General features: G+C 73.2%; 24 protein-coding genes. 12 read left to right on the top strand and 12 right to left on the bottom strand.

Annotated elements, in window-relative coordinates; translation table 11 throughout:
• Position 1: 1 nt before the first annotated feature.
• A complete protein-coding gene (locus AB0A97_RS12850; protein ID WP_361148279.1) occupies positions 2-919 on the top strand; it encodes an SDR family oxidoreductase in 918 nt (305 codons plus the stop codon).
• Complete coding sequence (locus AB0A97_RS12845) at positions 909-1,859, top strand: SDR family oxidoreductase (protein WP_361148277.1); 951 nt, start codon at positions 909-911, stop codon at positions 1,857-1,859. Before AB0A97_RS12850 ends, AB0A97_RS12845 begins: the two co-directional genes overlap by 11 nt.
• 577 nt (positions 1,860-2,436) lie before the next feature.
• On the opposite strand, the gene AB0A97_RS12840 is transcribed toward AB0A97_RS12845, so the two are convergent.
• The gene (locus tag AB0A97_RS12840; protein ID WP_361148275.1) at positions 2,437-3,069 is read right to left on the bottom strand and encodes a helix-turn-helix domain-containing protein; all 633 of its coding nucleotides are present in this window, start codon (positions 3,067-3,069) and stop codon (positions 2,437-2,439) included.
• A gap of 147 nt (positions 3,070-3,216) precedes the next feature.
• Here AB0A97_RS12840 and AB0A97_RS12835 point away from each other — a divergent pair, with 147 nt between their 5' ends.
• The gene (locus tag AB0A97_RS12835; RefSeq protein WP_361148273.1) at positions 3,217-3,951 is read left to right on the top strand and encodes an SDR family NAD(P)-dependent oxidoreductase; all 735 of its coding nucleotides are present in this window, start codon (positions 3,217-3,219) and stop codon (positions 3,949-3,951) included.
• A gap of 327 nt (positions 3,952-4,278) precedes the next feature.
• Here AB0A97_RS12835 and AB0A97_RS12830 read toward each other — a convergent pair whose 3' ends face one another.
• The 4 genes from AB0A97_RS12830 to AB0A97_RS12815 form a co-directional block, all read right to left on the bottom strand.
• Positions 4,279-5,040, bottom strand: a complete 762-nt coding sequence (locus AB0A97_RS12830) for an N-acyl homoserine lactonase family protein (RefSeq protein WP_361148271.1) — start codon at positions 5,038-5,040, stop codon at positions 4,279-4,281.
• A 439-nt stretch (positions 5,041-5,479) separates the two neighbouring features.
• Positions 5,480-6,283 (bottom strand): DeoR/GlpR family DNA-binding transcription regulator, encoded by an 804-nt coding sequence (locus AB0A97_RS12825; protein WP_361148269.1) that lies wholly within the window; start codon positions 6,281-6,283, stop codon positions 5,480-5,482.
• Between the two features lie 317 nt (positions 6,284-6,600).
• Positions 6,601-7,485: a class II fructose-bisphosphate aldolase gene (locus tag AB0A97_RS12820; RefSeq protein WP_361148267.1), complete on the bottom strand. Its 885-nt coding sequence runs from the start codon at positions 7,483-7,485 to the stop codon at positions 6,601-6,603.
• 160 nt (positions 7,486-7,645) lie between these two features.
• Complete coding sequence (locus tag AB0A97_RS12815) at positions 7,646-8,557, bottom strand: SIS domain-containing protein (protein WP_361148265.1); 912 nt, start codon at positions 8,555-8,557, stop codon at positions 7,646-7,648.
• Positions 8,558-8,936: 379 nt separating this feature from the next.
• Between AB0A97_RS12815 and AB0A97_RS12810 the strand changes: the two genes are divergently transcribed.
• Positions 8,937-10,355 (top strand): sugar porter family MFS transporter, encoded by a 1,419-nt coding sequence (locus tag AB0A97_RS12810; RefSeq protein ID WP_361148263.1) that lies wholly within the window; start codon positions 8,937-8,939, stop codon positions 10,353-10,355.
• A gap of 188 nt (positions 10,356-10,543) precedes the next feature.
• On the top strand, positions 10,544-11,395 hold the full coding sequence (locus AB0A97_RS12805; RefSeq protein WP_361148261.1) for a nucleotidyltransferase domain-containing protein: 852 nt from the start codon (positions 10,544-10,546) through the stop codon (positions 11,393-11,395).
• Here AB0A97_RS12805 and AB0A97_RS12800 read toward each other — a convergent pair.
• From AB0A97_RS12800 to AB0A97_RS12785, 4 genes are all read right to left on the bottom strand, one after another.
• Positions 11,368-11,670 carry a YciI family protein gene (locus tag AB0A97_RS12800; RefSeq protein ID WP_361148259.1) on the bottom strand — a complete coding sequence of 101 codons (303 nt, stop codon included), beginning with the start codon at positions 11,668-11,670 and terminating at the stop codon, positions 11,368-11,370. The two genes, AB0A97_RS12805 and AB0A97_RS12800, sit on opposite strands and share 28 nt — an antisense overlap.
• Positions 11,671-11,860: 190 nt before the next feature.
• Positions 11,861-12,382: a hypothetical protein gene (locus AB0A97_RS12795; RefSeq protein ID WP_361148257.1), complete on the bottom strand. Its 522-nt coding sequence runs from the start codon at positions 12,380-12,382 to the stop codon at positions 11,861-11,863.
• Between the two features lie 324 nt (positions 12,383-12,706).
• Positions 12,707-12,922 carry a ferredoxin gene (locus tag AB0A97_RS12790; RefSeq protein ID WP_361148255.1) on the bottom strand — a complete coding sequence of 72 codons (216 nt, stop codon included), beginning with the start codon at positions 12,920-12,922 and terminating at the stop codon, positions 12,707-12,709.
• Positions 12,923-12,927: 5 nt separating this feature from the next.
• Positions 12,928-14,118: a cytochrome P450 gene (locus AB0A97_RS12785; protein WP_361148253.1), complete on the bottom strand. Its 1,191-nt coding sequence runs from the start codon at positions 14,116-14,118 to the stop codon at positions 12,928-12,930.
• Positions 14,119-14,255: 137 nt separating this feature from the next.
• Here AB0A97_RS12785 and AB0A97_RS12780 point away from each other — a divergent pair, with 137 nt between their 5' ends.
• Positions 14,256-14,963, top strand: a complete 708-nt coding sequence (locus tag AB0A97_RS12780) for a TetR family transcriptional regulator (protein ID WP_361148251.1) — start codon at positions 14,256-14,258, stop codon at positions 14,961-14,963.
• A gap of 78 nt (positions 14,964-15,041) precedes the next feature.
• On the top strand, positions 15,042-15,770 hold the full coding sequence (locus AB0A97_RS12775) for an endonuclease V (RefSeq protein WP_361148249.1): 729 nt from the start codon (positions 15,042-15,044) through the stop codon (positions 15,768-15,770).
• 127 nt (positions 15,771-15,897) lie between these two features.
• Here AB0A97_RS12775 and AB0A97_RS12770 read toward each other — a convergent pair whose 3' ends face one another.
• Positions 15,898-17,115, bottom strand: coding sequence for a saccharopine dehydrogenase NADP-binding domain-containing protein (locus AB0A97_RS12770; RefSeq protein ID WP_361148247.1), 1,218 nt, complete (start codon positions 17,113-17,115; stop codon positions 15,898-15,900).
• 263 nt (positions 17,116-17,378) lie between these two features.
• On the opposite strand from AB0A97_RS12770, the gene AB0A97_RS12765 reads away from it, so the two are divergent.
• Positions 17,379-18,356 carry a dihydrodipicolinate synthase family protein gene (locus AB0A97_RS12765; protein WP_361148245.1) on the top strand — a complete coding sequence of 326 codons (978 nt, stop codon included), beginning with the start codon at positions 17,379-17,381 and terminating at the stop codon, positions 18,354-18,356.
• A complete protein-coding gene (locus AB0A97_RS12760) occupies positions 18,353-19,861 on the top strand; it encodes a sialate:H+ symport family MFS transporter (RefSeq protein ID WP_361148244.1) in 1,509 nt (502 codons plus the stop codon). Before AB0A97_RS12765 ends, AB0A97_RS12760 begins: the two co-directional genes overlap by 4 nt.
• Here the strand turns inward: AB0A97_RS12760 and AB0A97_RS12755 are convergent.
• Both AB0A97_RS12755 and AB0A97_RS12750 read right to left on the bottom strand, forming a co-directional pair.
• On the bottom strand, positions 19,837-20,268 hold the full coding sequence (locus AB0A97_RS12755) for a protein-tyrosine phosphatase family protein (RefSeq protein ID WP_361148796.1): 432 nt from the start codon (positions 20,266-20,268) through the stop codon (positions 19,837-19,839). The genes AB0A97_RS12760 and AB0A97_RS12755 overlap by 25 nt on opposite strands.
• Before the next feature lie 40 nt (positions 20,269-20,308).
• Complete coding sequence (locus AB0A97_RS12750; RefSeq protein ID WP_361148242.1) at positions 20,309-21,046, bottom strand: MgtC/SapB family protein; 738 nt, start codon at positions 21,044-21,046, stop codon at positions 20,309-20,311.
• A 368-nt stretch (positions 21,047-21,414) separates the two neighbouring features.
• Between AB0A97_RS12750 and AB0A97_RS12745 the strand changes: the two genes are divergently transcribed.
• The 3 genes from AB0A97_RS12745 (at position 21,415) to AB0A97_RS12735 (ending at position 25,244) form a co-directional block, all read left to right on the top strand.
• The gene (locus tag AB0A97_RS12745; RefSeq protein ID WP_361148240.1) at positions 21,415-22,632 is read left to right on the top strand and encodes a CaiB/BaiF CoA-transferase family protein; all 1,218 of its coding nucleotides are present in this window, start codon (positions 21,415-21,417) and stop codon (positions 22,630-22,632) included.
• Between the two features lie 115 nt (positions 22,633-22,747).
• Entirely contained in the window at positions 22,748-23,890 is a 1,143-nt protein-coding gene (locus AB0A97_RS12740) for an acyl-CoA dehydrogenase family protein (RefSeq protein WP_361148794.1), read from the top strand.
• A gap of 139 nt (positions 23,891-24,029) precedes the next feature.
• Positions 24,030-25,244: an acetyl-CoA C-acetyltransferase gene (locus AB0A97_RS12735; RefSeq protein ID WP_361148238.1), complete on the top strand. Its 1,215-nt coding sequence runs from the start codon at positions 24,030-24,032 to the stop codon at positions 25,242-25,244.
• Positions 25,245-25,275 lie beyond the last annotated feature (31 nt).

Genomic DNA, 25,275 nt, shown 5'->3' with positions numbered 1-25,275 from the left:
TTTGGCGCTCGACATCGACCTGGCGGGGCGCGTCGCGGTCGTCACGGGCGGCACCCGGGGCGTCGGCGCCGGTATCGTCCGGGCCCTGCTGGCGGCCGGGGCCGAAGTCGTCGCCTGCGCACGCCGCCCGCCGGAACGGCCGGTCACGGCGGCGGACGGGCGCACCGCCGCCTTCACGCCCATGGACGTGCGCGACCCCGACGCGGTCGCCGCCTGCTTCGACCGGGTACGGGCCCGCCACGGACGCCTCGACATCCTCGTCAACAACGCGGGCGGCACCCCGTACCGGCTCCTCGACGACTCCTCCCCGCAGCAGGCCGCCCGGGTCGTCGAGCTGAACCTCGTCGCGCCGCTGACCGTCTCCCTCGCCGCGCGGGCCGTCATGGCGCGGCAGCCGTCCGGCGGCTCGATCATCATGATCGGCAGCGTCAGCGGCACCCGCCCGTCCCCCGGCTCCGCCGCCTACGGGGCAGCGAAGGCGGGACTGGAGAACCTCGCCCGCACCATGGCCGTCGAGTGGGCACCGCACATCCGCGTCAACACCCTGGTCGTCGGCATGGTCCGTACCGAACTCTCCCGCCTGCACTACGGCGACGAAACGGGCATCGCCGCCGTCGGCCGTACCGTCCCGCTCGGCAGGCTAGCGACCCCCGACGAGATCGGTGACCTCTGTGCCTTCCTCGCCGGCGACCGGTGCGCCTACGTGAGCGGAGCGAGCCTGGCCGTCCACGGCGGGGGCGAACGGCCGGCCTTCCTGGAGGCGGCCGGACCAGCGGCTTTTCCGGAGGCGGCCGGACGGCCTCCCGGAACACCGGACCCGCACCCGCACCCGTGCCCACCGGCGCCCCCGTTCTCGTCCCCAGCCCCGGCGGCCGGTACGGCCGTCACCGTCGACCCGGAGGGCAGCGATGACCGATGACCACCCGACCGGAAGCGCCGCCGCCGGTCTCTGCGCCGGCCGCGTGGTCGCCGTCACCGGCGCGGGCCGCGGCCTCGGCCGTGCCCACGCCCTGGCGTTCGCCGCCGAAGGAGCCCGGGTCGTCGTCAACGACCTGGGGGTACGGCCGGACGGCACCCCGGCCGAGGACGGCGGAGGTCCCGCCGACGCGGTGGCCGCGGAGATCCGCGCGGCGGGCGGCGAGGCGGTCGCCCACGGCGGTGACGTCGCCACGCCCGCCGGAGCCGCCTCGCTCGTGGCCACCGCGCTGGACACGTACGGACGGCTGGACACCCTGGTCAACAACGCGGGCTTCGTACGCGACCGGATGCTGGTGAACCTGACGGAGGACGAGTGGGACACCGTCCTGCGCGTCCACCTCAAAGGTCACTTCCTGCCGCTCCGGCACGCGGCGGCGCACTGGCGCGCGCAGGCCAAGGCGGGCGCTCCGCCACGGGCTCGCGTCGTCAACACCAGTTCGGGGGCGGGGCTGCTGGGCAGCGTCGGCCAGGCCAACTACTCCGCCGCCAAGGCAGGTGTCCTCGGCCTCACCCTCGTGGCCGCCGCCGAACTGGGCCGGTACGGTGTACAGGTCAACGCCGTCGCCCCGGCCGCCCGCACCCGGATGACCGAACGGGCCTTCGCCGAGACCATGGCGGCACCGGCGGACGGCACCTTCGACGCGATGGCCCCCGAGAACGTCTCTCCGCTCGTCGTCTGGCTCGGCTCCACCGCCTCCGAAGGCGTCACCGGCCGGGTCTTCGCGGCCGAGGGCGGGCGCATCACGGTCATGGAGGGCTGGCGCCCGGGCCCCACCGCCGACCGGCGGGCCCGCTTCACCCCGGCCGAGGCGGGCGACACGGCACGCAGCCTGCTCGCCGAGGCGACGGCACCGGAACCGGTGTACGGGGCACCGAGGTAGGCCGGCGACCGTGGCAGCCACTGCTCGCCGGGCCCGGACGAGCGGCTGTCGGCGCTGACCACCGTCCGGTCCGATCGTGCCGGTGGCGTCGCTGACTGATGAGCAGGCCGACGCGAACGGGACATTCACCCAGGCGCCCGCGCGCCCGTAGCCGGAACGGTTCTGCTTCCACGGTGGCGACGGCCGTGACCTGATCGCGCTGCGGTGTACCGGCGCGCACCGGCCGGGCGCCGCGGTGCGGATCTGCACCGTCCGCCCCATCGGCCGGTTCCTGGACCGTGCCTCGGAGCGTGATCGCCTGGCGATGCTGCCGTGACGGGAGAAGACCGCGCGCATCCTGGCAAAGGCGTCGAAGATCCTGACCGGGGAGGGCCGGGCCTGATCGCCGAGCATGGCGTGGCCTGGACGTCGCCGCGCTGTGGGCGGCCGCCGAGGAGGTCGCGCCGCGTACGGCGGTGGCCGGGGCCGTCGCGACCGTCGAAGCCCTGGCGCCCGAGGAGGTCCCTGGAACAGCCGTTTGCGGGGACGGCGCCCTGTGGGGCGCGGGCAGCGCTTTCGTTCCCTGAGGCGTCCGCTGCTACGGCGTGCCGGCGAGCTTGCCCATCACGTCGTACACCTGATGCTGGGTCAGCGGGGCGACGGACAGTGGCTCAGACACTTTTTCCGTGCTCAGCCCCTCGAGCAGGAAGGTGACTTGGCGGCGCCAGGCGTCGGGTGCGGTGTCCGCGGCCGCGCGAGCGAGCAGCGCGTTGGTGCCGAAGAAGAGCAGGAGGTCCTCGCTGGTGAAGTCCGGCCGGATGGCGCCGGCCAGCCGGGCTCGCTCGATGATCCGCGTGGCGGCGTCTTTCGCCTGGGAGCAGAGCGTCATGAGGCACTCGGCGGCCGGGTAACGACCACTGATGACATCGGCGACCGCGGGATCGGTGGCCTGCAGTTCACAGACCTTCTCGATGTAGTACGCGAACCCCTCCCAGGCCTCCTCGAAGGACAGGGCGCGCTCGGCGGCTTCGCCGAGACGGTCCGCGGCCAGGCCGGTCACCACTTCGTCGATGAGCGCCTCGCGACTGCCGAAGAGGTTGTAGAGAGTGCCGTGGCTGACCCCGGCCCGGCGGGCGATCTCTTTCAGGGAGACCTTGAGGCCGCGCTCCTGGAAGAGCTCGGCGGCGGCTGCTCGCAGTTTCTGCGCGTTCCGTTGGGCGTCGGCCCGCATCCGGTGGTTCCTCCTGGTCCTGGCATTGCGGCCTCCATGGTCGCACGCTTCGGCAGATTAACTTGACCTGCGGGTCATGTTGAGTGCTACGGTCGGCGGTAAGTTGACCGATGGGTCAAGAAAGCCGCTCAGGCAAGGAGCAGTCCCATGTCCAAAGTGATCGCCGTCTTCGGTGCCGGTACCGGTCTGGGTGTGTCCGTGGCCCGCCGCTTCGGGCGTGAAGGTTTCCGGGTCGCACTGGTGGCCCGTCGCAAGGATCGGCTGGACGCCCTCGTCGAGGTGCTCGCCGGCGAAGGCATCGAGGCGGTCGCGTTCTCCGCCGACCTTTCCGAGCCTGCCGAGGTACCCGCTCTGGTCGGGGCGATCCGTGAGCGCTTCGGCCGGATCGACGTGGTCGAGTACGGGCCGATCAGCGGCGACCAGGGCTTCACCCCGGCCGCCGAGCTGGACGCGGCCACTTTGCAGGGGCTGGTTCCGCTCCTGCTGCTCACCCCGGTCGAGGTGGTCCGGGCGGTGCTGCCGGAATGGACCGAGCGCGGCGAGGGCACCTTCCTGCTGGCCCAGGGCTACTCGGCAGCGCAGCCGATGCCCCACCTCAGCGGCCTGGGCCCGGTGATGTCCGCCACCCGCAACTACCTGTACTCCCTCAATGCCGAGCTGGTCGGCACCGGTATCCACGTCGGCGCCCTGACCATCGCGTCCCTGATCGCCCGCAGTGAGGTGGCCGCCGCGGCCCAGGCCGCCTTCGAGTCGGCCGACGGTCCGCGGTTCCCGGTCGTCGACCCGGATGACCTCGCCGAGCACTACTGGAACATGTACACCAAGCGCGACCGCGTCGAGCAGTTTCACCCCGAGGCGCAGACTCCGCAGGCCACGGCGTAGCGCCTGCGACGCTGAGCAGGAGGCCCAGGGGCAGGCGCCCCGGGCGCCTTGTGAGGCGATCGGTTCTCAGAACCCGGCAGATCCGCGCTCAGTCATTAGGGGATCTCATTCACAGGAGGGCTCGCTCGTAGGAGGGCTCGCTCATAGGGGGAGCTCGCTCAGAAGGGATCTCACTGAGAAGTGGAGCGCAGCCCCTTCCGAGCACCGTCTTCCTCGAAGGCGGCGCCGACGCCGTACCGCGCGGCGACCGCACCTGGTGACACCGCGTCAGCCCGCGGCCGCGTCAGCCCGCCGCCGGAGCGGCCGGGCGCCGCCGGACCGGGTCCGCTACGGTTCGGGGGACTCGGCGGGCTCCCACACCGAACCGTCGTGGGCGAACATCACCCGCCGCGGCTCGAACGCGCTGAGCCGCTCCAGCCACGGCGGATGACCGGGCAGCGGGGCGGCGACCCCTTCGAGGGCGGCGTGCCGGGCCAACTGGTCCGACGCGAAATCCGAGGCGAAGTCACGGGCCTGGCCCGCGAGGACCACCGTGCCCTCCTGCTGCTCCACCACCAGGGACTGATGTCCCGCGGTGTGCCCCGGCGTGGGGACGATGTGCACGCCGGGCCACACCTCGGCCTCGCCACGCAGTTCCTCGTACACGACACCCGGGAAGTCGACCAGGGCGTCCACGGTGTACCCGCCCGCGCGGGCCTCGGCCAGCTCCGTCTCCTGCACCAGGACGGGCCGCCCGGCGAGCAGCGGATTGCCGCCGCAGTGGTCGAAGTGCAGATGACAGTTGACCACCACGGACACGTCGTCGAGCCGGTGCCCCGCGGCGGCCAGCGCGGCCTCCAAGGACCGGCGCCGGGGGCGGTAGTGGGCCTCGGTCTCCGGATCGGCGGCACCGATTCCCGTGTCGAACAGCAGTAACCCGGCATCGTGCCGCACCAGATACGCGAGTACGGGCTCCACCCGCGGCTCCGGCCCGCCGGTCTCCGACGTGGGACGGACGAAGTAGCCGAGATTGATCCTGCGCACGCTCCGCACGGGAGAGTGGTGCGCCGTACGCCTGTTTACCGTCACCTTCTGATCCAGAGAATCCATCGGGCCATCGTGGCAGTGGCCGCCGGACGCCGCCAGATGCCGATCACGCCGGGGCGTGCGACGGCGTACGACGGCGTGCCGGCCGAGGCGGCAGCGCGGTATGCGAGGCGCGGCGCGCGGGGTGGCCCGCGCGGGGACGGCCTGCGGGGACGGACTGCGAGGACCGCCTGCGGGGCAGAGACGTGAGGCACGGGGCGTGAGGCACGTCGAGGCTAGGCAGGGTGAGGCGCGGGGTGGGAGGCGTGAGGCGGGCTGCGGGGGTGGGAGGCGTGAGGCGGTCTGCTGGGCGGGAGGCGCGGGCGGCGGGCGTGAGGCGGGCTGCGGGGTGGGAAGCACGGGCGGGAGGCGTGAGGCGGGCTGCGGGGCGCGGGGTGGAGGCGCGAGTTTGTGGCCTGTTATGGCTTCGGACGGGGCCGGTGGATCTTCGCGCGGCTGCGGGTCAGTCCTCGGCGGCGATCCGGGCGGCCACCACGCGCAGGCCCCGCTCGCCGAACTCCCGCCGGACGGACTCCCGCGCGCCGCTGTCCGTGATGAGGGTGTCGAAGACGTCCGCGCCGCCGACCCGGGCGAAGCAGCGGGCGCCGATCTTCGAGGAGTCCGCGACGACCACGGCGCGCCGCGCCCGTTCGGCCATCAGCCGGTTGATCCGGGCCTCCGCCTCGTCGTGCACGGTCGCGCCCATCACCGGTTCTATGCCGTTGGCGCCGATGAAGGCGATGTCCACGGAGATCTGCTGGAGGACCAGCTCGCTGAACGGGCCGACCAGTTCGAACGACCTGGAGTGCGCCACGCCGCCGGTCAGCACGATCTTGATCTGTGGCCGTACGGCGAGTTCGTTGGCGATGTTCAGCGAGTTGGTGACGATGGTCAGATGCGGCTGCGGTCCCGCCTCGGCGAACTCCGGTCGGGTGGCCAGCACCCGGGCGATCTCCGTGGTCGTGGTGCCGCCGCTGAGGCCGACCACGTCACCGCGCTCGACCAGCTTCGCCGCGGCCTGCGCCACCGCTTCCTTCTCCGCGGCGTGGTGCGCCCGCTTGTAACGGATGGGCAGGTCGTACGCCACCGAGCTGAGCACCGCGCCGCCCCGGGTGCGGGTCAGCAGCTGCTGGTCGGCCAGGGCGTCCATGTCGCGCCGCATCGTCGCGGCCGACACCTCCAGCTGCGACGCGGCCTCCTCTACCTCCACCCGGCCGCGTTCGCCGAGCAGCTCAAGGAGGGCGTTCATCCGTTCATGGCGGTTCATGGCGCGAGCCTAAGTCCTCTCCGGCGGCCTGCGTGATATCGGGAAGCCCTGCGGTCGGCCGGGGGCGAGGGGTGGGCAGGCACCACGTACACCCCGTGGTGGGAGGGTACGCAAGCGTTTTCGCATCATCCGTCGAGGGGTGCCCGCCGGGCGTCACCCGCCGAGGGTGCGTGCCCCGTCCGGCAGCATCCGCCGAGGGGTGCCCCGCCCGGCGCCATGCGCCGAGGGGCGCCCGCCCGGCGTTACCCGCCGAGGGTCCCGGGCCGGCCCCTGGTGTCGTCCGACCACCGGAGCGCACGCGCCCCGGCGGACGCGTCTCACTTCTGCACGGGCGCCTCCGCGGCTGGCGACTGGCCCGGTACCGCGGCCGGGGCGCCGAGCAGGGCCAGGAGCCGGGCGGCCTCCTGGGCCACGGCCTCGCGCGCCGGTTTCACGTACTTGCGCGAGTCGACGAGGGTCAGGTCCGCGTCCAGGGTGTCCCGGATGCTGCGGGTGAAGACGGAGACCAGATGGGTGGAGATGTTGATCTTCGTCATGCCGGCGGCGACGGCCCGGCGCAGCTCGTCGTCGGGCACACCGGAGGAGCCGTGCAGCACCAGCGGCACCGGCAGCTTCCCGGCCAGCGCCCCGATCAGCTCCTTGTCCAGGACGGCGGTGCGTTCGTGCATCGCGTGGGAGGAGCCGACGGCGACGGCCAGCGCGTCCACCCCGGTGGAGCGGACGAACGCCAGCGCCTCGTCGGGGTCCGTACGGGCACCGGGGGCGTGCACACCGTCCTTGCCGCCGACCTCGCCCAGCTCGGCCTCGACATAGGCGCCGCGCTGGTGGCACCAGGCGGTCAGCTCCGCCGTGGCGGCGACGTTCTCCTCGTACGGAAGGGCCGAGGCGTCCACCATCACCGACCGCACCCCGGCCTCGACCCCCGCACGCACCAGGTCCGGCTCGGTGATGTGGTCCAGGTGCACGGCGACCCGGGCGGGGGACGCCTCGGCGAGCGCGAGGGTGGCGCGGACGATGGGCAGCAGGCTGCCGTGGTAGCGGATGCAGTTCTCGCTGATGCCGAGGATGACCGGGAAGCCGCTGCGCTCGGCGGCCGTGACGAGTGCTTCGGCGGTCTCCAGGTGGATGACGTTGAACGCCGCGGCGCCGGCCCGCGCCTCACGGGCGGCGGTGACGATCGACGAGGTGGGAACGAGGGGCATGGGGTCCTGACTCCCTTGCGGAACACGGCCGTCTCCGGCAGTTCGTGGACGGTGCGGACGTGGACGGTGCGGGCGGCGGGGGCGTGGGCGGCGTGGGCGGTGAAGGTGGACGGCGGTACGAAGGGGCAGGGCGGGGGAGTGGGCCGGCCTGCCCGCCCCGCTACCCGGCCGCCGGTTCCGGTGCCGTGAGCATCACCGACCGGGTCAGGCTGCGCGGGTTGTCGGGGTCCAGGCCGCGGGCGCGGGCCCGCTCCAGGGCGATCCGCTGCACCAGCACAAGCTCGGCCAGCGGGTCGCGCCCGTGCCGCACGAACCCGGCGCCGGTCCGGGCGACCTCCGCCTCCAAGCCTTCCGGCACCGGTCCGAACACCCAGGTGATGCGGCCCGGTGCCGCTATGGAGACGGGGCCGTGGCGGTACTCCATCGCGGGGTAGGACTCCGTCCAGCTCTGCGACGCCTCCCGCATCTTCAGCGCCGCCTCGTTGGCCAGCCCGTACGTCCAGCCCGTGCCGAGGAAGGAGAACTGCTCGGCGTCCAGCCACTCCTTCTCCACGGGCGCGGTCAGCGCTTCCTCCGCGTCGCGCACCGCGCCGGACAGGTCCTCGCCGAGGTGGGCCCGCAGCAGCGCGAGCGCGGTCGTCGCGAACCTGGTCTGCACCACGGACTTCTCGTCGGCGAACGGCAGGGTGACCGTCGCGTCCGACAGCGCGGTCGCCGGGGTGTCGGGGTCACCGAGCACGGTCACCGTCGGGATGCGCCCCTTCACCTGCTCCAGCAGGCGCAGCACCTCGGTCGTGGTCCCGGAGCGGGTGATCGCCACGACGGCGTCGTAGCCCCGGTCGGCGCCGAGGGACGCCTCCGAGGCCGCGAAGGCGTCCGTCACTCCGAGCCCGGCACCTTCGCGCAGGGCGGCGTACGCCTGTGCCATGAACCACGAGGTGCCGCAGCCCACCACCGCGACCCGCCGGCCGGCGCCGGGCAGCGGGGTGCCGGCGGCGCCGATCCGCGCCGCCTCCCGCCAGGTGTCCGGCTGGCTGCGCAGCTCCTGCTCCATGTACGAGGTCCCGCTCACGACGCCCTCCAGTTGTCTGCGTGAACTTGCAACAACATGCTCGATTGCAAGCAACTCTACGCACGCCCTGCGGCGTAATCCATCCCTCGGAAGGGTGGGAGTGCCCGTAGTGCGGGAAGGGATGTGCCGTGAACTGGCGCTCCGTACAGGAGGTATGCGGCGGACCCGGCCGCCCCGGATGACTGTTGACACATGAATGAAAGGAGTCGAATACTCGCAGGATCACTCACGCAGCCGCAGTGGAGCGGCGGCCGTCGGACGGTGCTGCCAGCGCCGGCGCCGGGCGGTACGTCCGGTCACCGGCCGTCCACCGGCGGCTGCCGCGGTGATCGTCACGCAGCAAGGCCGTTCCGCCGACAGTCGTCACAAAGGACTCCCCATGTCCGTTGCAACGCGCTCCACGCAGTCACCGTCCTCGCCGCCGGGCCCCGAGGGCCCGCCGCCCCGGCGCACCGGCCGGCTCTTCGCCCTCACCGGAGCCGTCGTCGGCGTCATCTACGGCTACGACACCGGCAGCATCTCCGGCGCCCTGGTGTTCCTGAGCAAGGACTTCCACCTCAGCGACACCGAGAAGGGCCTGGTCAACAGCATCCTGGTGCTGGGGTCGATCCTGGGCGCGCTGATCGGCGGCAAGCTGGCCGACGCGCTGGGCCGCAAGGCCGCCATGCTGATCGTCGCGGGCTCCTACACGGTCTTCGTGGCGCTCTCCGCGCTCGCCCCGAACGTCGTCGTCCTGGACGCGGTGCGGTTCCTGCTCGGCGTCGCCATCGGCATCTCGATCGTGGCCGCGCCGCTGTACATCGCCGAGTCGTCACCGGCGCGCACCCGCGGCGCCTCGGTGGCCGCGTACCAGGTCGCCACGGTCGCCGGCATCGCCCTCACGTACTTCGTGAACTGGGGGCTGTCCGACGGTGGCCACTGGCGGCTGATGCTGGGCCTGTCCGCGGTCCCCGCCGCCCTCGTGCTGATCCCGCTGTTCCGGCTTCCCGACACACCCCGCTGGTACGTCCTCAAGGGCCGGACCGACAAGGCCGTCGAGGTCATGACACTGACCGACCCCGACGTCGACCCGCGCGCGGAGACCGAGGCGGTCCGGGCCGCCCTGGCCGAGGAGAGCGGCGGGTCGCTGCGCTCGCTGCTGCGCAAGCCGTACGCGCGCGCCGCGCTCTTCGTCCTCGGGCTCGGCTTCTTCTGCCAGATCACCGGCATCAACGCGGTGACGTACTACAGCCCGCAGATCTTCGAGGAGATGGGCTTCACCGGCGACGGCCAGAACTTCCTGCTGCCGTCCTTCGTGCAGCTGGCCTCCTTGGCCGCGACGATCCTCGCCATCCTCATCATCGACCGGCTCGGCCGCCGCGTCGTCCTGCTCTCCGGCATCGCCACGATGACGGCCATGCTCGGCGTCCTGACCGCCGTGTTCGGCTTCGGGGACCTGACGGGCTCCGGCACCTGGATCGGCTTCGGCGCCATCCTGCTCTTCACCGCCGCCTTCAACTTCGGTTTCGGCTCGCTGATCTGGGTGTACGCCAGTGAGGCGTTCCCCGCCCAGCTGCGCTCCACCGGCGCGTCGGCGATGCTGACCGCCGACCTCGTCGCGAACCTCCTCATCGCGCAGTTCTTCCCGTCCCTGATGTCCTGGGCGGGGGCCGCGACGACCTTCGCGGGCCTCGGCGTCCTCGCGCTCGGCGCGCTGGTCTTCGCCGCGTGCACCGCCCCCGAGACCAAGGGCCGGCAGCTGGAGGAGATCCAGGGCTTCTGGCTCAACGGAGGGCGCTGGCCCACCCCGGCCCCGTAGTACCGCGTGCCGATGGCGTGGCGCGCGGAAAACCGCTGGCCCCGCTCCGGTCACGGCCGTACGATCCGGCCCATGGGCATTTTCATCTGAGCAGACGGACGTGAGTCCAGAACCACCGGCCCGACGGGTGCCGCCGGGCCGGTGGTGTCCGTCCGTATGCCCATACATCTGCTCAGGAGACACCACCCATGCCGCGCACCCCTGTCTCGTCCTGCCCCGCCCTCGACCGCCGCGTCGCGCGCCTGCGCGAGCTGGCCGAGGCCGAGCCCCGGCTGGAGGGCGTCCTGCTCTACGGCTCATGGACCCTCGGCGAGGCCGACGCCCACTCCGACATCGAGGCGTACCTGTACGTCCGCGACGCGCACGCCGACACCTTCGACGGCCGGGAGTTCGTGGGGCGCATCGCCCCGCTGAAGCTGGCCTACACCAACATGTACGGCATCCTGGCCGTCGTCTTCGACGATCTGATGCGCGGCGAGTTCCACCTCGTGGCCGCCGGTCCGGGCATCGACGAGGTGCCCACCTGGCGCGGCATGGTCCGGCTGCCGGACCCAGGCGCCGCCGTCCTGCTGGACCGGGACGGACGGCTGACCGCCGCGGCCGGCCACCTCGCCGACCCCTGCCCGCCCGAGCCGGGCCCGACCGCTCAGCAGCTCACCGACGAGCTCACCAACTGGACGCTGATGCTCGCCCACGTCCTGGAGCGCGGCGAGACGGCCCGCGCACACGCCCTGATGCACTCGGTCGTCGCCCCGCAGCAACTCCAGCTCTGCCGCCTGCTGCGCGGGTCCACCACACACTGGCTCACTCCCAGCCGCGCCCTGGAGCAGGACCTGCCGGCCGCCGACCGCGACCGTTACGTCGCGGCCACCGCTCCCGCCGTGCTCCCGGCCGTACGGACGGCGGCGCTGGCCGGCTGGCAGTGGAGCCGGGAACTGGCCGGTGAGGCGGCGGCGCGCTGGGGGACCGAGGTGCCGACCGCGCTGCACGAGGAGATCGGCGCGCTGCTCGCTCAGGAGGGCGGCAGCAGTTCCCGGTAGGGCTCCAGCCCCGGCGCCGTCGTGGTCGCCACGAACTCGGTGATCCGGTAGTCACAGACGCCCGCGACCGTGAAGGGGTCCTCCGCCACGATCCGCTCGGCCGTCGCCCGGTCCGCGACGGACGCGAGGATGACGCCGCCGTCGCGCGGCACCTTGCGTCCGGCGGCCAGGAAGTGCCCGGCCGCGTAGTGCTTCTTCAGCCATGCCACGTGGTCGGGCAGGGCGGCGTCGACGCGCTCCAGGGGCGCGGTGTAGGTCAGCTCCAGTACGAACATGAGTGCCATGGTAGGCAGCGGTGATCACTATGCAGCCCGCAGCCCGGGTGACGCAGTGTCGCCGCATGCCCGGTGTGGCCGCCCGCCCCGGCCGGCGCATGCTCGGTCCGCTGTGCCCCGCCGGGCCGGGAGGTGGGGACCCGGCACGGGCACAGCGGCCGAAGCGCCGTGGAACCAGCGGAGCGGGCCGTCAGGACTGGTTGTTCTGGCGGCGGCGCAGGAAGTAGGTGCCACCGACGGCCGCGGTGGCCAGAACCGCGGCGCCCGCGACGATCTCCGTGGTGTTGGAGTCCTGGCTCGTACTGCCGACACCCGTGCGCACCTTGCCGTGCGGCAGTCTGGCGTCCGTCTTGAAGGCGGTGGTCCACTGCTTGCCGTCCGGGCAGTCGCCGTTCACGCCCCAGGTCGAGTAGCGGCCCAGGTGATGGGGGCCGCCGGTCAACTGGGACGCCACCCGGGCGGTCCCGCGGTACGTCTTGCCGTGCTTGTGGGTGCGGTGGAGCCAGACCGTGCCGCCGCGGAAGCCCTGCGAGGAGGCGGCGATGCGCTGGGCCTTGCCCGTGTCGCAGGTGACGGTGACGGTGACGGCTCCGCCGGGGCCGACGAGCTTCGGGCTGGTGCCGGCCACCGGCTTGGCGAGCGCGGCGCCGGTCGACAGGCCCAGGGCGGCGATGGTCAGGCCGGAAGCGGCGATGATGCGAGTGGGACGCATGGTTGATCCTCCGGCAGCGCGGAGGCGGCACGGGTGCGCCGCGGTGGGTCGGATGGATCCGCGCTGACGCATTTGAGATAAGCCTCGGCGCGCCCTCCCCGCTTGGTGAGGCTTCGTCAGGTAAGGTGCCGCCCTCCGGCGTGTCGGCCCGTACGGGACGGCGTTGCGGCAGGTCACTGCGCCGACGCGCGGCCGGCGATTTGTCCGTGCCGGGCGGGGACAGACGGGTGAGGGGCGGCCGTGTCGGCGTAGGCCGTTCGGGGCCGGTGGCGCACCGCCCCGCCCCGCCCGTGAACCGGCCCGCCGGCCGTGCCGCCCGCCCCGTCACGGCCGTGGCCCCACCACCGTGTCACCGTCCTGGATCAGGATCGCCATGGCCGGACAGGAGTCGGCCGCGTCCAGCGCGTCCTCGTCCTCGGGGATCTCCTCCTTCAGCGGCCGGGCGTGCGGCCCGTCCAGGACGAAGAGGCCGGGGGCGATGCCGGCGCACATCCCGGACGCCATGCACTGCTGCCCGTCGATCGAGGCTTTCCAGGTCATCCGGCTCACCACCCCACCGGCATCTCGCGCGGGCCACGGACCAGCATCTGGTCCTTCCACACCACGTCCCCCGCGAGGTGCAGCCCGGGGAAGCGGGTGAGCAGGGCGATCAGTGCCTCCTGGAGCTCCAGCCGGGCCAGCGGCGCGCCGAGGCAGTGGTGCACGCCGTGCCCGAAGCCGAGGTGCTGGTTGCCGTCGCGGGTGATGTCGAGGGTGCCCGGCTCGTCGAAGCGCAGCGCGTCCCGGTTGGCCGCGCCCACGGCGACCAGGACCGGTTCACCCGCACGGACGAGCGTGCCGCCCACCTCGATGTCCTCGGTGGCGTAGCGGGGGAAGGCCGCGCCGCTGCCCAGGGGGACGAAGCGCAGCAACTCCTCGACGGCGTTCTTGACGAGCGCGGGTTCCGCGCGCAGCCGCTCCAGCTCGCCGGGGTGGTCCAGGAGCGACAGGACGAAGTTGGGTATCTGGGTGGCGGTGGTCTCGTGTCCGGCGACCAGGATGCCGACGCACAGGTCGATCAGTTCCAGCTCGGTCAGCCGGTCGTTCACGTCGCGGGCCTCGATCAGCCGGGTCATGATGTCGTCCCGCGGCTCCGCGCGGTGTTCCTCGATCAACTTCGCCATGTAGGCGCGCAGTTCCTCCCGGTTGGCCTCGAACTCCTCGGCCGTCAGGGAGCTGGTGGACAGTGCCGCGTCGCTCCACGTACGGAACTTGGGCCGGTCCTCCTCGGGCACGCCGAGCATCCGGCAGATGACCGCGACCGGGATGGGCAGGGCGTAGCGGTCCACGAGGTCGACGGGCGGCCCCGCGGCCTCCAGTTCGTCGATCAACTGGTGCGTCAGCTCCCGCACCCACGGCCGCAGCTTCTCCACCTGGTGGACGGTGAACGCCTTGGCGACGAGGGTGCGCAGCCGGGTGTGGTCGGGCGGGTCCATGCTCAGGATCCCGCTGTTGCGCTGCCCTTCGGCCTGCCGCGGTTCGTCGTGGTCGAGCCCTTCCGCGCGGCTGAAGCGCCGGTCGCCGAGGACCAGCCGCGCGTCGGCGTAGCGGGTGGCGAGCCAGGCGGGTTCGCCGTACGCCATCTGCACCCGCAGCAGTCCCGGTCGGTCGCGGATCTGTTCGTAGGTGTCGGACAGGGTCAGTCCGTCGGGTTCGTTGAACGGGTAGGCAAGGGGCATCGTGTCGGCTGTGGTCACCGGGGGGCCTCCCTCGTGTAAGCAACTGCTTACAAAGTAGAGGGGCGTTCTTGGTACGGTCAACGGCCTTGCGCGATCTTCGGATTGGCGGGGCGTCGGGCCCCGCGGACGCGGAAGGGGACGAGAGGAGTACGCCGATGGACGGGAGCGAGCCGGTGGCCGGGCCGGTACCCGGTACGGACCGCGCGCCGGACGTACCCGCTGCGGACCACATGCCCGACGTCCCCGCCGCGGACCGCGCGCCGGACGAGCCCGGCCCGGCGCCGGGGACGGGCGGCGCCGCCCGGCGCCGTGGGGCTCAGGGCACCCGTCTGCTGCTCCTGGAGGCGGCGGCCGCGCTGTTCGCCGAGCGGGGCTACGAGCGGGCGACCGTACGCGACATCGCGGAGCGGGCCGGGGTCAACCAGGCCCTGCTCTTTCGCTACTTCGGGTCGAAGAAGGCCCTGTTCGGCGAGGTGGTGGCACTCGGCGGCCAGGAGCAGCTGCACAGCACACCGCCCGGCGAACTGTTCGAGGTGGCGCTGCGCGGCATGCTCGGCCACCGCGGCGCGGACCCGGGGGACCGTGCCCTGGAGACCTTCCTGCGCTCCATCGGCGACAGCGACGAGATCACCACCGCCGTACGGGAGATGGGGGACGACTATGCGCGGGTGCTCGCCACGCTCAGCACCGCCGACGACCGCGGACTGCGCGCCGACCTCGCCCTGTCGTGGATGCTCGGCATCGGCCTGATGCGGGTGGTCGTCGGCAAGCAGCCGCTGGCCGACGCCGACCCGGACGCCGTCTGCGCGCTGGTCACCGGCGCGCTCGGCACCCTGCTGGAGGACCTGCCGCGAAGCGGGTAGCTCGCGCGCATCCGCCCGCCCGGCCGCCGCGGCCCACGGCGACTTTCCCGCCCGCCCGTTCGATACCGTGGTCCCACCATGACGAACGACGCCACGCTCTCCCTCGATGACGAACTGGCCCACTGGCCCACCGACGAGGCCGCGGCGCTCGCGACCCAGGACCGGTTGCGCGCCCGTGTACGGCGTGCGCAGTCCGGGCCCGAGCCGGGGTTCGCCGGGACGGTGGTCGGCGTGGACGTCGCCTACGACGACGAACGCGACCTGGTGGCCGCGGCGGCCGTCGCCCTGGACGGCGTCACCCTCGCGGTCGTGGAGGAGGCCACCGCCGTGGGCCGGGTGTCCTTCCCGTACGTGCCGGGACTGCTGGCCTTCCGGGAGATCCCCACCGTGGTGGACGCCCTCCGCCGCCTCGGCCGCACACCGGACCTGGTGGTCTGCGACGGCTACGGGCTCGCCCACCCGCGCCGCTTCGGCCTCGCCAGCCACCTCGGCGTGCTCACCGGCCTGCCCACCATCGGCGTCGCCAAGAACCCCTTCACCTCGCGTTACGACCTGCCGGGCGAGGAACGCGGCGCCTCCTCGCCCCTGCTCGACGGTGCCGCCGACGGCTGCGACGAGGTGGTCGGGCGGGCGCTGCGTACACAGAAGGGCGTCAAGCCGGTCTTCGTGTCCGTGGGCCACCGCATCGACCTCGACCGGGCCTGCGCGCACACCCTCCACCTGTCGCCCCGGTACCGCATCCCCGAGACGACCCGGGCCGCCGACGCGCTGTGCCGGCGTGCCTTGTCGGAGGCGCGCGCCGGCTGACGGCGCGCCAAGCGACCAGCGGCCAGCGACGGCAGACGGAAGGCCGGCAGCGGGCCACGCGGCCGACCGCCACCCCGCCGAGGGCCGCTGATCTGCCGAGGGCCGCCGCCCTGCCGACAGCCGCCCGTCAGAGCACCGGGCCCGCCCCCGACGCGGACTCGGCGACCACCCGGAACGTGATGCCCGCCCGCCGCAGCCGCCCGGTCAGCGCGTCACCCATCGCGACCGCCGGGGTCACCTGCCCGGACGTCGCGGGCAGGTCGTCGAAGGCCAGGCTCAGCGCCGACTCGGCGAGGATCTTCGCCGTCTCGTCGTAGCCCGGGTCACCGCCCGAGACCTCCGTCAGGACGCGCCGGCCGCCGCCCTCACCGACGAACCGCACGGAGAACGTACTGCGCGCCCGGCGCTCCTCGTCCGGCCCCGCGCCCGGAGCCAGCCGCCCCGACAGCCAGCGGCGCGCGGGCGGCACCTGCGCGACCGCGCACGCGGCGCCCGCGCCCAGCACGCCGCCCACGGCGACCGGCAGCCACTTGACGGCGGCGAAGTGCCGGTAGGTGAAGTCGGGCCCGTACCGCTCCAGTCCGGCCGCCGAGCGCGCGACCACCTGGGGGTCGAGCGTCGGCAGCGGCACGGCCCACGCCCGTATGACGCCGTTGCGGTACGGCCGTCCGAGCGGCGCCCGTACGGTGCGGTCCGCGGGCCGCCCCTCCAGACGCTGCCGGTCGCGGGCGGCGCGCACCATGCCGAGCGGGCGCGAGGCCGCCGTCAGGGCGGACGCCAGGGTGCCCCCGGAGATGGAGCCGTTGCTCCGTACGAAGCCGTCGACGCGCAGCGGCACGCCGGGCGGCAACTGGCCGACCGTGAAGTGCACGCCGAGGTCGGGCGGTACGCAGTCGAAGCCGCAGGCGTGCACGAGGCGGGCACCCGACGCACGCGCCGCCGCGTCGTAGCGCACATACGTCCGGTCGACGAACTCCGCCTCACCGGTCAGGTCGGCGTAGTCCGTACCCGCCTCCGCGCAGGCGGCGACCAGCGCGTCCCCGTACCTGAGGTACGGGCCGACGGTCGTGGCGAGCACGCGGGTGCTCGCGGCGAGCGTGCGCAGCGATCCGGGGTCCTCGGTGTCGGCGCACAGCAGGGGGAGGTCCGCGCAGCCCGGATCGGTCCGCGCCAGGTCGTCCCGCAGCCGGGCGAGCTTCCCGCGGTCCCGGCCGGCCAGTGCCCAGCGACAGCCCTCGGGGGCGTGCCGGGCCAGGTACGCGGCGGTCAGCCGTCCCACGAATCCGGTGGCGCCGAACAGCACCAGGTCATGGGGTCGTGCTGCGGTGTCCTGCCGTGCGCTCACGCCTGCCTCCGCATCGGTTCCCCGGCCGTGGCACCGGCCGGTGCGGCGCCACGCTAGGCAGCGGCCGGTCCGCCGTCAACGAGGGGGCCCGCGCGGGCGGTCTTGACACGCCTGGGCGGCTGGTCCACATTCACCCGCACGTCCGCCAACATGGGACGTCCGACGTCCGGAATGTGCCTGGCCGACCGGCCGCGACGTCCTCGGCCGGACGGGCCGCGCCGGTCCCCGCACGGCACGCGGCACGAGCAGAAAGCTGGTCACCGATGCCCTCTCCCGCGCCGTGCCGAGCACCGCTCCCCGGGCCCCGCCCCGCCCGGCTCCCCGCGCCGCTCACCGGCGTCGTCCCGCCGCTGTGCACCCCGCTGACCCCGGACGGCCGGGTCGACACCCGCTCGCTGGCCGCGCTCACCACCCGGCTCGTCGGCGCCGGGGTGAGCGGGCTGTTCGTCCTCGGCTCCAGCGGCGAGGCGGCCTACCTGACCGACGCGCAGCGCCGCACCGTCGTCGAGACGGTGGCCGAGGCGGCCGAAGGACGGCTGCCCGTACTGGCCGGGGCCATCGACATGACGACCGCCCGGGTCCTGGAACACGCCCGCACCGCCCGGAGCCTGGGCGCCGACGCGATCGTGGCCACCGCGCCCTTCTACACCCGCACCCACCCCGCCGAGATCGCCGACCACTTCACCCGGGTACGGGACGGCGCGGACCTGCCGCTGTTCGCGTACGACATCCCGATGGCCGTGCACACCAAGCTGCCGCTCGACACGCTGCTCACGCTGGCCCGTGACGGCGTGCTGGCCGGCCTGAAGGACAGCAGCGGCGAGGACGGGGCGCTGCGGCGCCTCCTGGTGCGCGTCCGCGCCCAGGCGCCGGACTTCTCCGTGCTCACGGGATCCGAACTGACCGTGGACGGCGCCCTGCTGGCGGGCGCCCACGGTGTCGTCCCCGGCCTCGGCAACGTCGATCCGCACGGCTACGTACGTCTCTACGAGCACGCCGCGGCGGGCCGCTGGCGCGCGGCGGCCGCCGAACAGGACCGGCTCGCCGCCCTCTTCGCCCTCACCGACGCGGGTGATCCGGCGGTGATGGGCCGCAACTCCTCCGCCCTGGGCGCCTTCAAGGCGGCGCTGCACCTCCAGGGCGTGTTCGACTGTCCGGCCACCGCGCCGCCGCAGCTCCCGTTGGACCAAGCCGCCGTCGGCACGGTCCGGCGGTGCCTGGAAGAAGCCGGACTGCTGTGAGCGCGCGCCCCGCGAAGGGCCCCCGGCGCCGGGACCGGCGCCCGCCCTGGTACCGGCAGGTGACGCCCCGCCAGTGGAAGTCGATGCTCGCGGCCTGGGTGGGCTACCTCCTGGACGGCTTCGACTTCGTCCTGATCACCCTCGTGCTGACCGAGATCGCCGACACGTTCGGACTGAGCACGGCCGGTGCGGCCTCCCTGGTGTCCGGCGCGTTCATCACCCGCTGGCTCGGCGGGGCGCTCCTCGGCGCGGCGGGCGACCGGTACGGGCGCAAGGCCGCGATGATCGCCAGCATCCTCCTGTACTCCCTCGGCACCTTCGCCTGCGGCTTCGCCTGGGACTACACCAGCCTGTTCGCCGCCCGGCTGGTCATCGGCATGGGCATGGCAGGGGAGTACAGCGCCAGCGCCACGTACGTCCTGGAGAGCTGGCCCGCCCCCTTGCGCAACCGGGCCTCCGGCTTCCTCATATCCGGCTACGCGGGCGGCACGGTGCTCGCCGCCCAGCTCTACCGGTGGGTCGTGCCCCACTGGGGCTGGCGCTGGATGTTCTGGATCGGGGTGCTGCCCGTACTGGTGGCCCTCTGGGTCCGCCGGTCGCTCCCGGAGGCGGGCGACTGGAGCACCGAGGTCGAAGCGGCCGGAGTACGCCCCCGTCCCTTCGGACCGCTGTTCGCCGGACGCGCCAGGCGGCGCCTCAACGTCCTGCTCGCGGCGGTCGCGTCCGCCGCCCTCTTCTGCGTCTTCACCCCGGCCGGGTCCGGACACACACTCTGGCTCGCGGCGCTCGCCGCGCTCTGCCTGACCGCCTTCGCCGTCCAGCTCGGCGGGCGGCGCGGCTGGGTGCTGTACGTGTCCCTGACGCTCACCGTGTTCTGCGCGTTCCTCTACAGCTGGCCCGTCCAGGCCCTGCTGCCCACCTACCTCAAGACCGAGCTGGGGTACGCGCCCGCCCAGGTCGCGGACGTGATGTTCTACGCCGGTTTCGGCACGATGGCGGGCTGCTGGCTGGCCGGTTTCGTGGGGGACCGGTTCGGCACCCGTCGCGCGTACGCCGGGACGCTGCTGCTCTCCCTGGTGTTCGTCTTCCCGGTGTTCGCCGTCCAGGACAGCCTGGTCGCCCTGGGCGTCCTGCTCTTCGGGCTGCTCGCCCTCGGCCAAGGCATCTCGGGCATCCTGCCCAAGTACCTCGCCGGGCACTTCCCGACCGCGGTGCGCGCGGCGTCGCTCGGTTTCGTCTACAACGTCGGCGCGCTCGGCGGCGCGGTCGCCCCGGTGCTCGGCGCCCGGCTCGCCGAGGGCATGTCACTGGGCCGGGCGCTGGCCGTCCTCACCTTCGGGCTGACGCTGGTCGTCGTCGTTCTGGTGGGCGGGGACGTACCGGTGCGGCTGGCGCGCCTGTTGGACCGGGAGACGGTGGGGGACCATCTGGTGCCCGCCGGGGCCGGAGCCGGGGCCGGCGCGACGGGCGGATCCGGCCGTCAGCGCCCGAAGCGACGTACGTAGCGCCGCTGCCAGGGTGTCTCGACGGCGCGGTGGTCGTAGGCGCCCCGGACGAAGTCCACCGCCTGCTCGGACGGTACCCCGTCCAGGACGGCGATACAGGCCAGCGCCGTGCCGGTACGGCCGCGGCCGCCACCGCAGGCGACCTCGACGCGTTCGGTCTTCGCGCGTTCCCAGACCTCACCGAAGAGTTCCCGCGCCCGGGCGTGGTCGCTCGGCAGCCGGAAGTCCGGCCAGCGCAGCCAGCGGGCCTCCCAGGGAACCTCGGGCGGCTCCTTGCCGAGCAGGTACACGGCGAAGTCCGGTGCCGGGCCCGGCGGCAGCGGACGGCGCAGGCCGCGGCCCCGGACCGTACGTCCGGAGGGCAGTCGCAGCACTCCCGCGCCGGTGTCCTGCCAGATCGTGCTCACCACGCCGCCTCCTCTGTCCGCTGTTCGCTGTTTCCGGCTGTCACTCCGTACGGTCCGACTCCCGCCCCAAGGTCACCCCGCGCACGCCGTCCAGCTCCGTCAGCTGCTCCACGAGCGGGTGCGCCGAGCCCGGGCCCTCCAGCCGCAGCAGCACCTCGGCCGGCACCTGGTCGTCCGAGCCCGTCTCCACCTGGACGTCGGTCACCTGGAAGCCGCTGCTGGTGCACATCTCCAGCATCCGGCCCAGCAGCCCGTGCTGGGCACGGTAGCTCAGGCGCAGCTCGATACGCTCGACGAACGGCGCACGCCGCCGCCCCGAGAACAGCTTCGGGAACCCGCGGACCACGAGGAAGTGGACGAGCGTCGCGCCCAGGGCCAGCAGGGGCAGGCCGCCGCCGCAGGCCATGCCGATGGCGCAGGTCAGCCAGATCGTCGCGGCGGTCGTCAGGCCCCGTACCGCGTCCTTCTTCACGAAGATCAGGCCGCCGCCGATGAAGCCGATGCCCGAGACGATCTGCGCGGCCACCCGGGACGGGTCCAGCGTGACGCCGTCCGTGCCCAGCAGCGCGTAGAAGCCGTGGACCGACACCTCCATGAAGAGCGCGCTGCCCACGCCGACGAGGGTGTGGGTGCGCAGCCCCGCGCTCTTCTGCTGGACCTGCCGCTCCAGCCCGATGAGGGAGGACAGGACCAGCGCCAACGCCAGTTCGGCGAACTGGCGCAGGCCCTGACCATGGCTGATGTCGAACAACGGGGATGCGAGGTGCGTGTGAGGCATTCGGCCATTGTCCCTCCATGATCGGCGCACGGGCCGTTGTCAGTGGTCGCCGCTAGCGTGGTTCTCATGGCGACCGGCGGACGGTCGCAGGATGACCGGCGGACGGCCGGTCCGGGCGCGGGAGGGGGTGGCGATGGTGCGGCGGTCCATATCCGTGCGCGGGTCCATCGCCGGTTCCGACGGGGGAGCGCGCCGCTGCTGAGGTGACGCGTGAAGGCCCGTGGCGGCGGTGGGAGTTGACCACCGCCGCCACGGGCTTTTTCCGTACCGGTCCGTTGCCGTGGGGGCTTGTGGAAAGGGGAACACGTTCTTAACATCGCGAGTGTTACATCAGAAGTGTCACAGTGCTGCGGAGCTCAGGGGGCCCGATGGCAGGGACAGGGAACGGCCCGCTGAGCGGGGTGCGCGTGGTGGAGCTGGCCGGTATCGGGCCCGGCCCGTTCGCCGCGATGCTCCTGGCCGACCTCGGCGCCGACGTGGTGCGCGTCGACCGGCCCGGCGGCTCCGGCCTGGGCGTCGACCCGGCGTACGACCTCACCAACCGCAACAAGCGCTCCGTGCTGGTGGACCTGAAGTCCGCCGAAGGACCCGGCCAGGTGCTCGACCTCGCCGAGCGCGCCGACGTCCTGGTCGAGGGGTACCGCCCCGGCGTCGCCGAGCGCCTCGGTGTCGGCCCGGACGTCTGTCTGGAGCGCAACCCGCGGCTGGTGTACGGCCGGATGACCGGCTGGGGCCAGCAGGGGCCGCTGTCCGGGACCGCCGGACACGACATCGGCTACATCGCCGTCACCGGCGCGCTCGGCATGATCGGCCCGCCCGGAGGCCCGCCCGCCGTCCCCGCCAACCTCCTCGGCGACTACGCCGGCGGCTCCCTCTACCTGGTCGTCGGCATCCTGGCCGCGCTCCGGCACGCCCACACCGAGGGCGGCCGCGGCCAGGTCGTGGACGCGGCCGTCGTCGACGGCACCGCCCACCTCACCGCGATGATCCACGCCATGCTGGCCGCGGGCGGCTGGCAGGACCGCCGCGGCGCCAACCTCCTCGACGGCGCGGCGCCGTTCTACGGCACGTACGAGACCGCCGACGGCGGCCACATGGCGGTCGGCGCGCTGGAACAGCGCTTCTACGGCGAGTTCGTCCGGCTGCTCGGCATCGAGGACGAGGCACCCGCCCGCGACGACCCGGCCGCCTGGGAGGAGCTGCGCGCCGTCATCGCCGCCCGCTTCAAGACCCGTACCCGTGCGGAGTGGACGGCCGTCTTCGAGGCGTCCGACGCCTGCGTGGCGCCGGTGCTCTCGCTGCGGGAGGCACCCGGCCACCCGCACCTCGCCGCCCGCGGTACCTTCGCCGACCACGGCGGCATCACCCAGCCCGCACCGGCCCCACGCTTCTCCGCCACCCCCGGCACGATCCGCCGGCCGCCGGCCCGGCCCGGCGCCGACACCGTCGACGTGGCCCGCGACTGGGACGTCCCGACGCTCACCGACCGCCGCGATCCGGCTTCCGGAGCGGGCCGCGGGGCGGTCTGGCCGGACGGCACCCGGGCCGCGGACACCGGTTCCGGCCCTTCGGGGGCAGACGGCTGATGGACACACCCTCAAGAGCCTGTCTTCGAAACCCCGCCTGCGCCCCGACGGGGGTTCAAAGACAGGCGCTGACCCACCGCCGGACCCGAGGAGGCACCCCGCGATGACCGCGAAGCTGGAGCGCCGGATCTTCACCGAGGACCACGAGGCTTTCCGCCGCACCGTACGGACCTTCCTCGACCGGGAGGTCCTGCCGCACTACGACCAGTGGGAGAAGGACGGCATCGTCAGCCGCGACGCCTGGCGCGCGGCGGGCAAGCAGGGCCTGCTGGGCCTGGCCGTCCCCGAGCAGTACGGAGGCGGCGGCAACCCCGATTTCCGCTACGCCGCCGTCCTGGCCGAGGAGTTCACGCGGGCCGGCGTCGCCGGGCTCGCCGTCGGCCTGCACAACGACATCGTCGGCCCGTACCTGACCCAGCTCGCCACCGAGGAGCAGAAGCGGCGCTGGCTGCCCGGCTTCTGCAGCGGTGAGAAGATCACCGCCGTCGCCATGACCGAACCGGGCGCAGGCTCCGACCTCCAGGGCATCCGCACCACCGCCGAGGACCGCGGCGACCACTGGCTGCTGAACGGCTCCAAGACGTTCATCTCCAACGGCATCCTCGCCGACCTGGTGATCGTCGTCGCCAAAACCACCCCCGAGGGCGGCGCGCACGGACTGAGCCTGCTGGTCGTCGAGCGCGGCGCGGAAGGCTTCGAGCGCGGCCGCAACCTGGACAAGATCGGTCAGAAGGCCCAGGACACCGCCGAGCTGTTCTTCACCGACGTACGGGTGCCCAAGGAGAACCTCCTCGGCGAGCTGAACGGCGCGTTCGTCCACCTGATGACCAACCTCGCGCAGGAGCGGATGGGCATCGCGGTGGCCGGGATCGCCGCCGCCGAGCACCTGCTGGAGATCACCACACGGTACGTGAAGGAGCGGGAGGCGTTCGGCCGGCCGCTCGCCAAGCTCCAGCACATCCGTTTCGAGATGGCCGAGATGGCCACCGAGTGCGCCGTCACCCGCGAGTTCCTGGACCGCTGCATCGTGGACCACTCCGACGGGACCCTCTCCGCCGTGCACGCCTCGATGGCCAAGTGGTGGGCCACCGAGCTGCAGAAGCGCGTCGCCGACCGCTGCCTGCAACTGCACGGCGGCTACGGCTACATGAGCGAGTACCCGGTCGCCAGGGCCTTCACCGACGGCCGCATCCAGACCATCTACGGAGGCACCACCGAGATCATGAAGGAGATCATCGGCCGCTCGATCCTCGGCTGACCGGCCCGCGCCCGGCCCCCGGAGCCCCACCCGCGCCCGCCTCCCCGAACCCGCCCCGGACCCCGCCCGTACCCCCGCACCCCGCCCCCTCGTTCCACCCCCGCCGCTCCCGAAACGCCAGCTGGAAAGGCTGCTCACCGTGACTTCCGAAGCGTACGTATACGACGCGATCCGTACCCCGCGCGGCCGCGGCAAGGCCAACGGCGCGCTGCACGGCACCAAGCCGATCGACCTCGTCGTCGGCCTCATCCACGAGGTGCGCAGCCGCTTCCCGGACCTCGACCCGGCCGCCGTCGACGACATCGTGCTCGGCGTCGTCGGACCGGTCGGCGACCAGGGCTCGGACATCGCCCGGATCGCGGCCATCGCCGCCGGACTGCCCGACACCGTCGCGGGCGTCCAGGAGAACCGCTTCTGTGCCTCCGGCCTCGAAGCGGTCAACATGGCCGCCGCCAAGATCCGCTCCGGCTGGGAGGACCTGGTGCTCGCGGGAGGCGTCGAGTCGATGTCGCGGGTACCGATGGCCTCCGACGGCGGCGCCTGGTTCGCCGACCCGATGACCAACTTCGACACCGGCTTCGTCCCGCAGGGCATCGGCGCCGACCTCATCGCCACCATCGAGGGCTACTCCCGCCGCGACGTCGACGAGTACGCCGCCCTCTCCCAGGAGCGCGCCGCCGCGGCCTGGAAGGACGGCCGCTTCGCCCGCTCCGTCGTGCCCGTCACCGACCGCAACGGCCTGGTCGTCCTCGACCACGACGAGCACCTGCGGCCCGGCACCACCGCCGACTCGCTGGCCGGCCTCAAGCCCTCCTTCGCCGGCATCGGCGACCTGGGCGGCTTCGACGCGGTGGCCCTCCAGAAGTACCACTGGATCGAGAAGATCGACCATGTCCACCACGCGGGCAACGCCTCCGGCATCGTGGACGGCGCGGCCCTGGTCGCCATCGGCTCCCGGGAGGTCGGCGAGCGCTACGGACTCACCCCGCGCGCCCGCATCGTCTCCGCCGCGGTCTCCGGCTCCGAGCCCACGATCATGCTCACCGGCCCCGCTCCCGCCTCCCGCAAGGCGCTGGCCAAGGCCGGGCTGACCATCGACGACATCGACCTGGTCGAGATCAACGAGGCGTTCGCAGCCGTCGTGCTGCGCTTCGTCAAGGACATGGGCCTGAGCCTGGACAAGGTCAACGTCAACGGCGGCGCCATCGCCCTGGGCCACCCCCTCGGTGCCACCGGCGCGATGATCCTGGGCACCCTCGTCGACGAACTGGAGCGCCAGGACAAGCGGTACGGCCTGGCCACCCTCTGTGTCGGCGGCGGCATGGGCATCGCCACCGTCGTCGAGCGCGTCTGACCCTCGTCCGCACCCACTACGGAGTACGCAC

The organism is Streptomyces sp. NPDC045470, assembly GCF_040646595.1.
Taxonomy (GTDB): Bacteria; Actinomycetota; Actinomycetes; order Streptomycetales; family Streptomycetaceae; genus Streptomyces.
The sequence above is the reverse complement of the archived record's forward strand: the minus strand, read 5'-3'. Positions and strand labels throughout refer to the sequence as shown.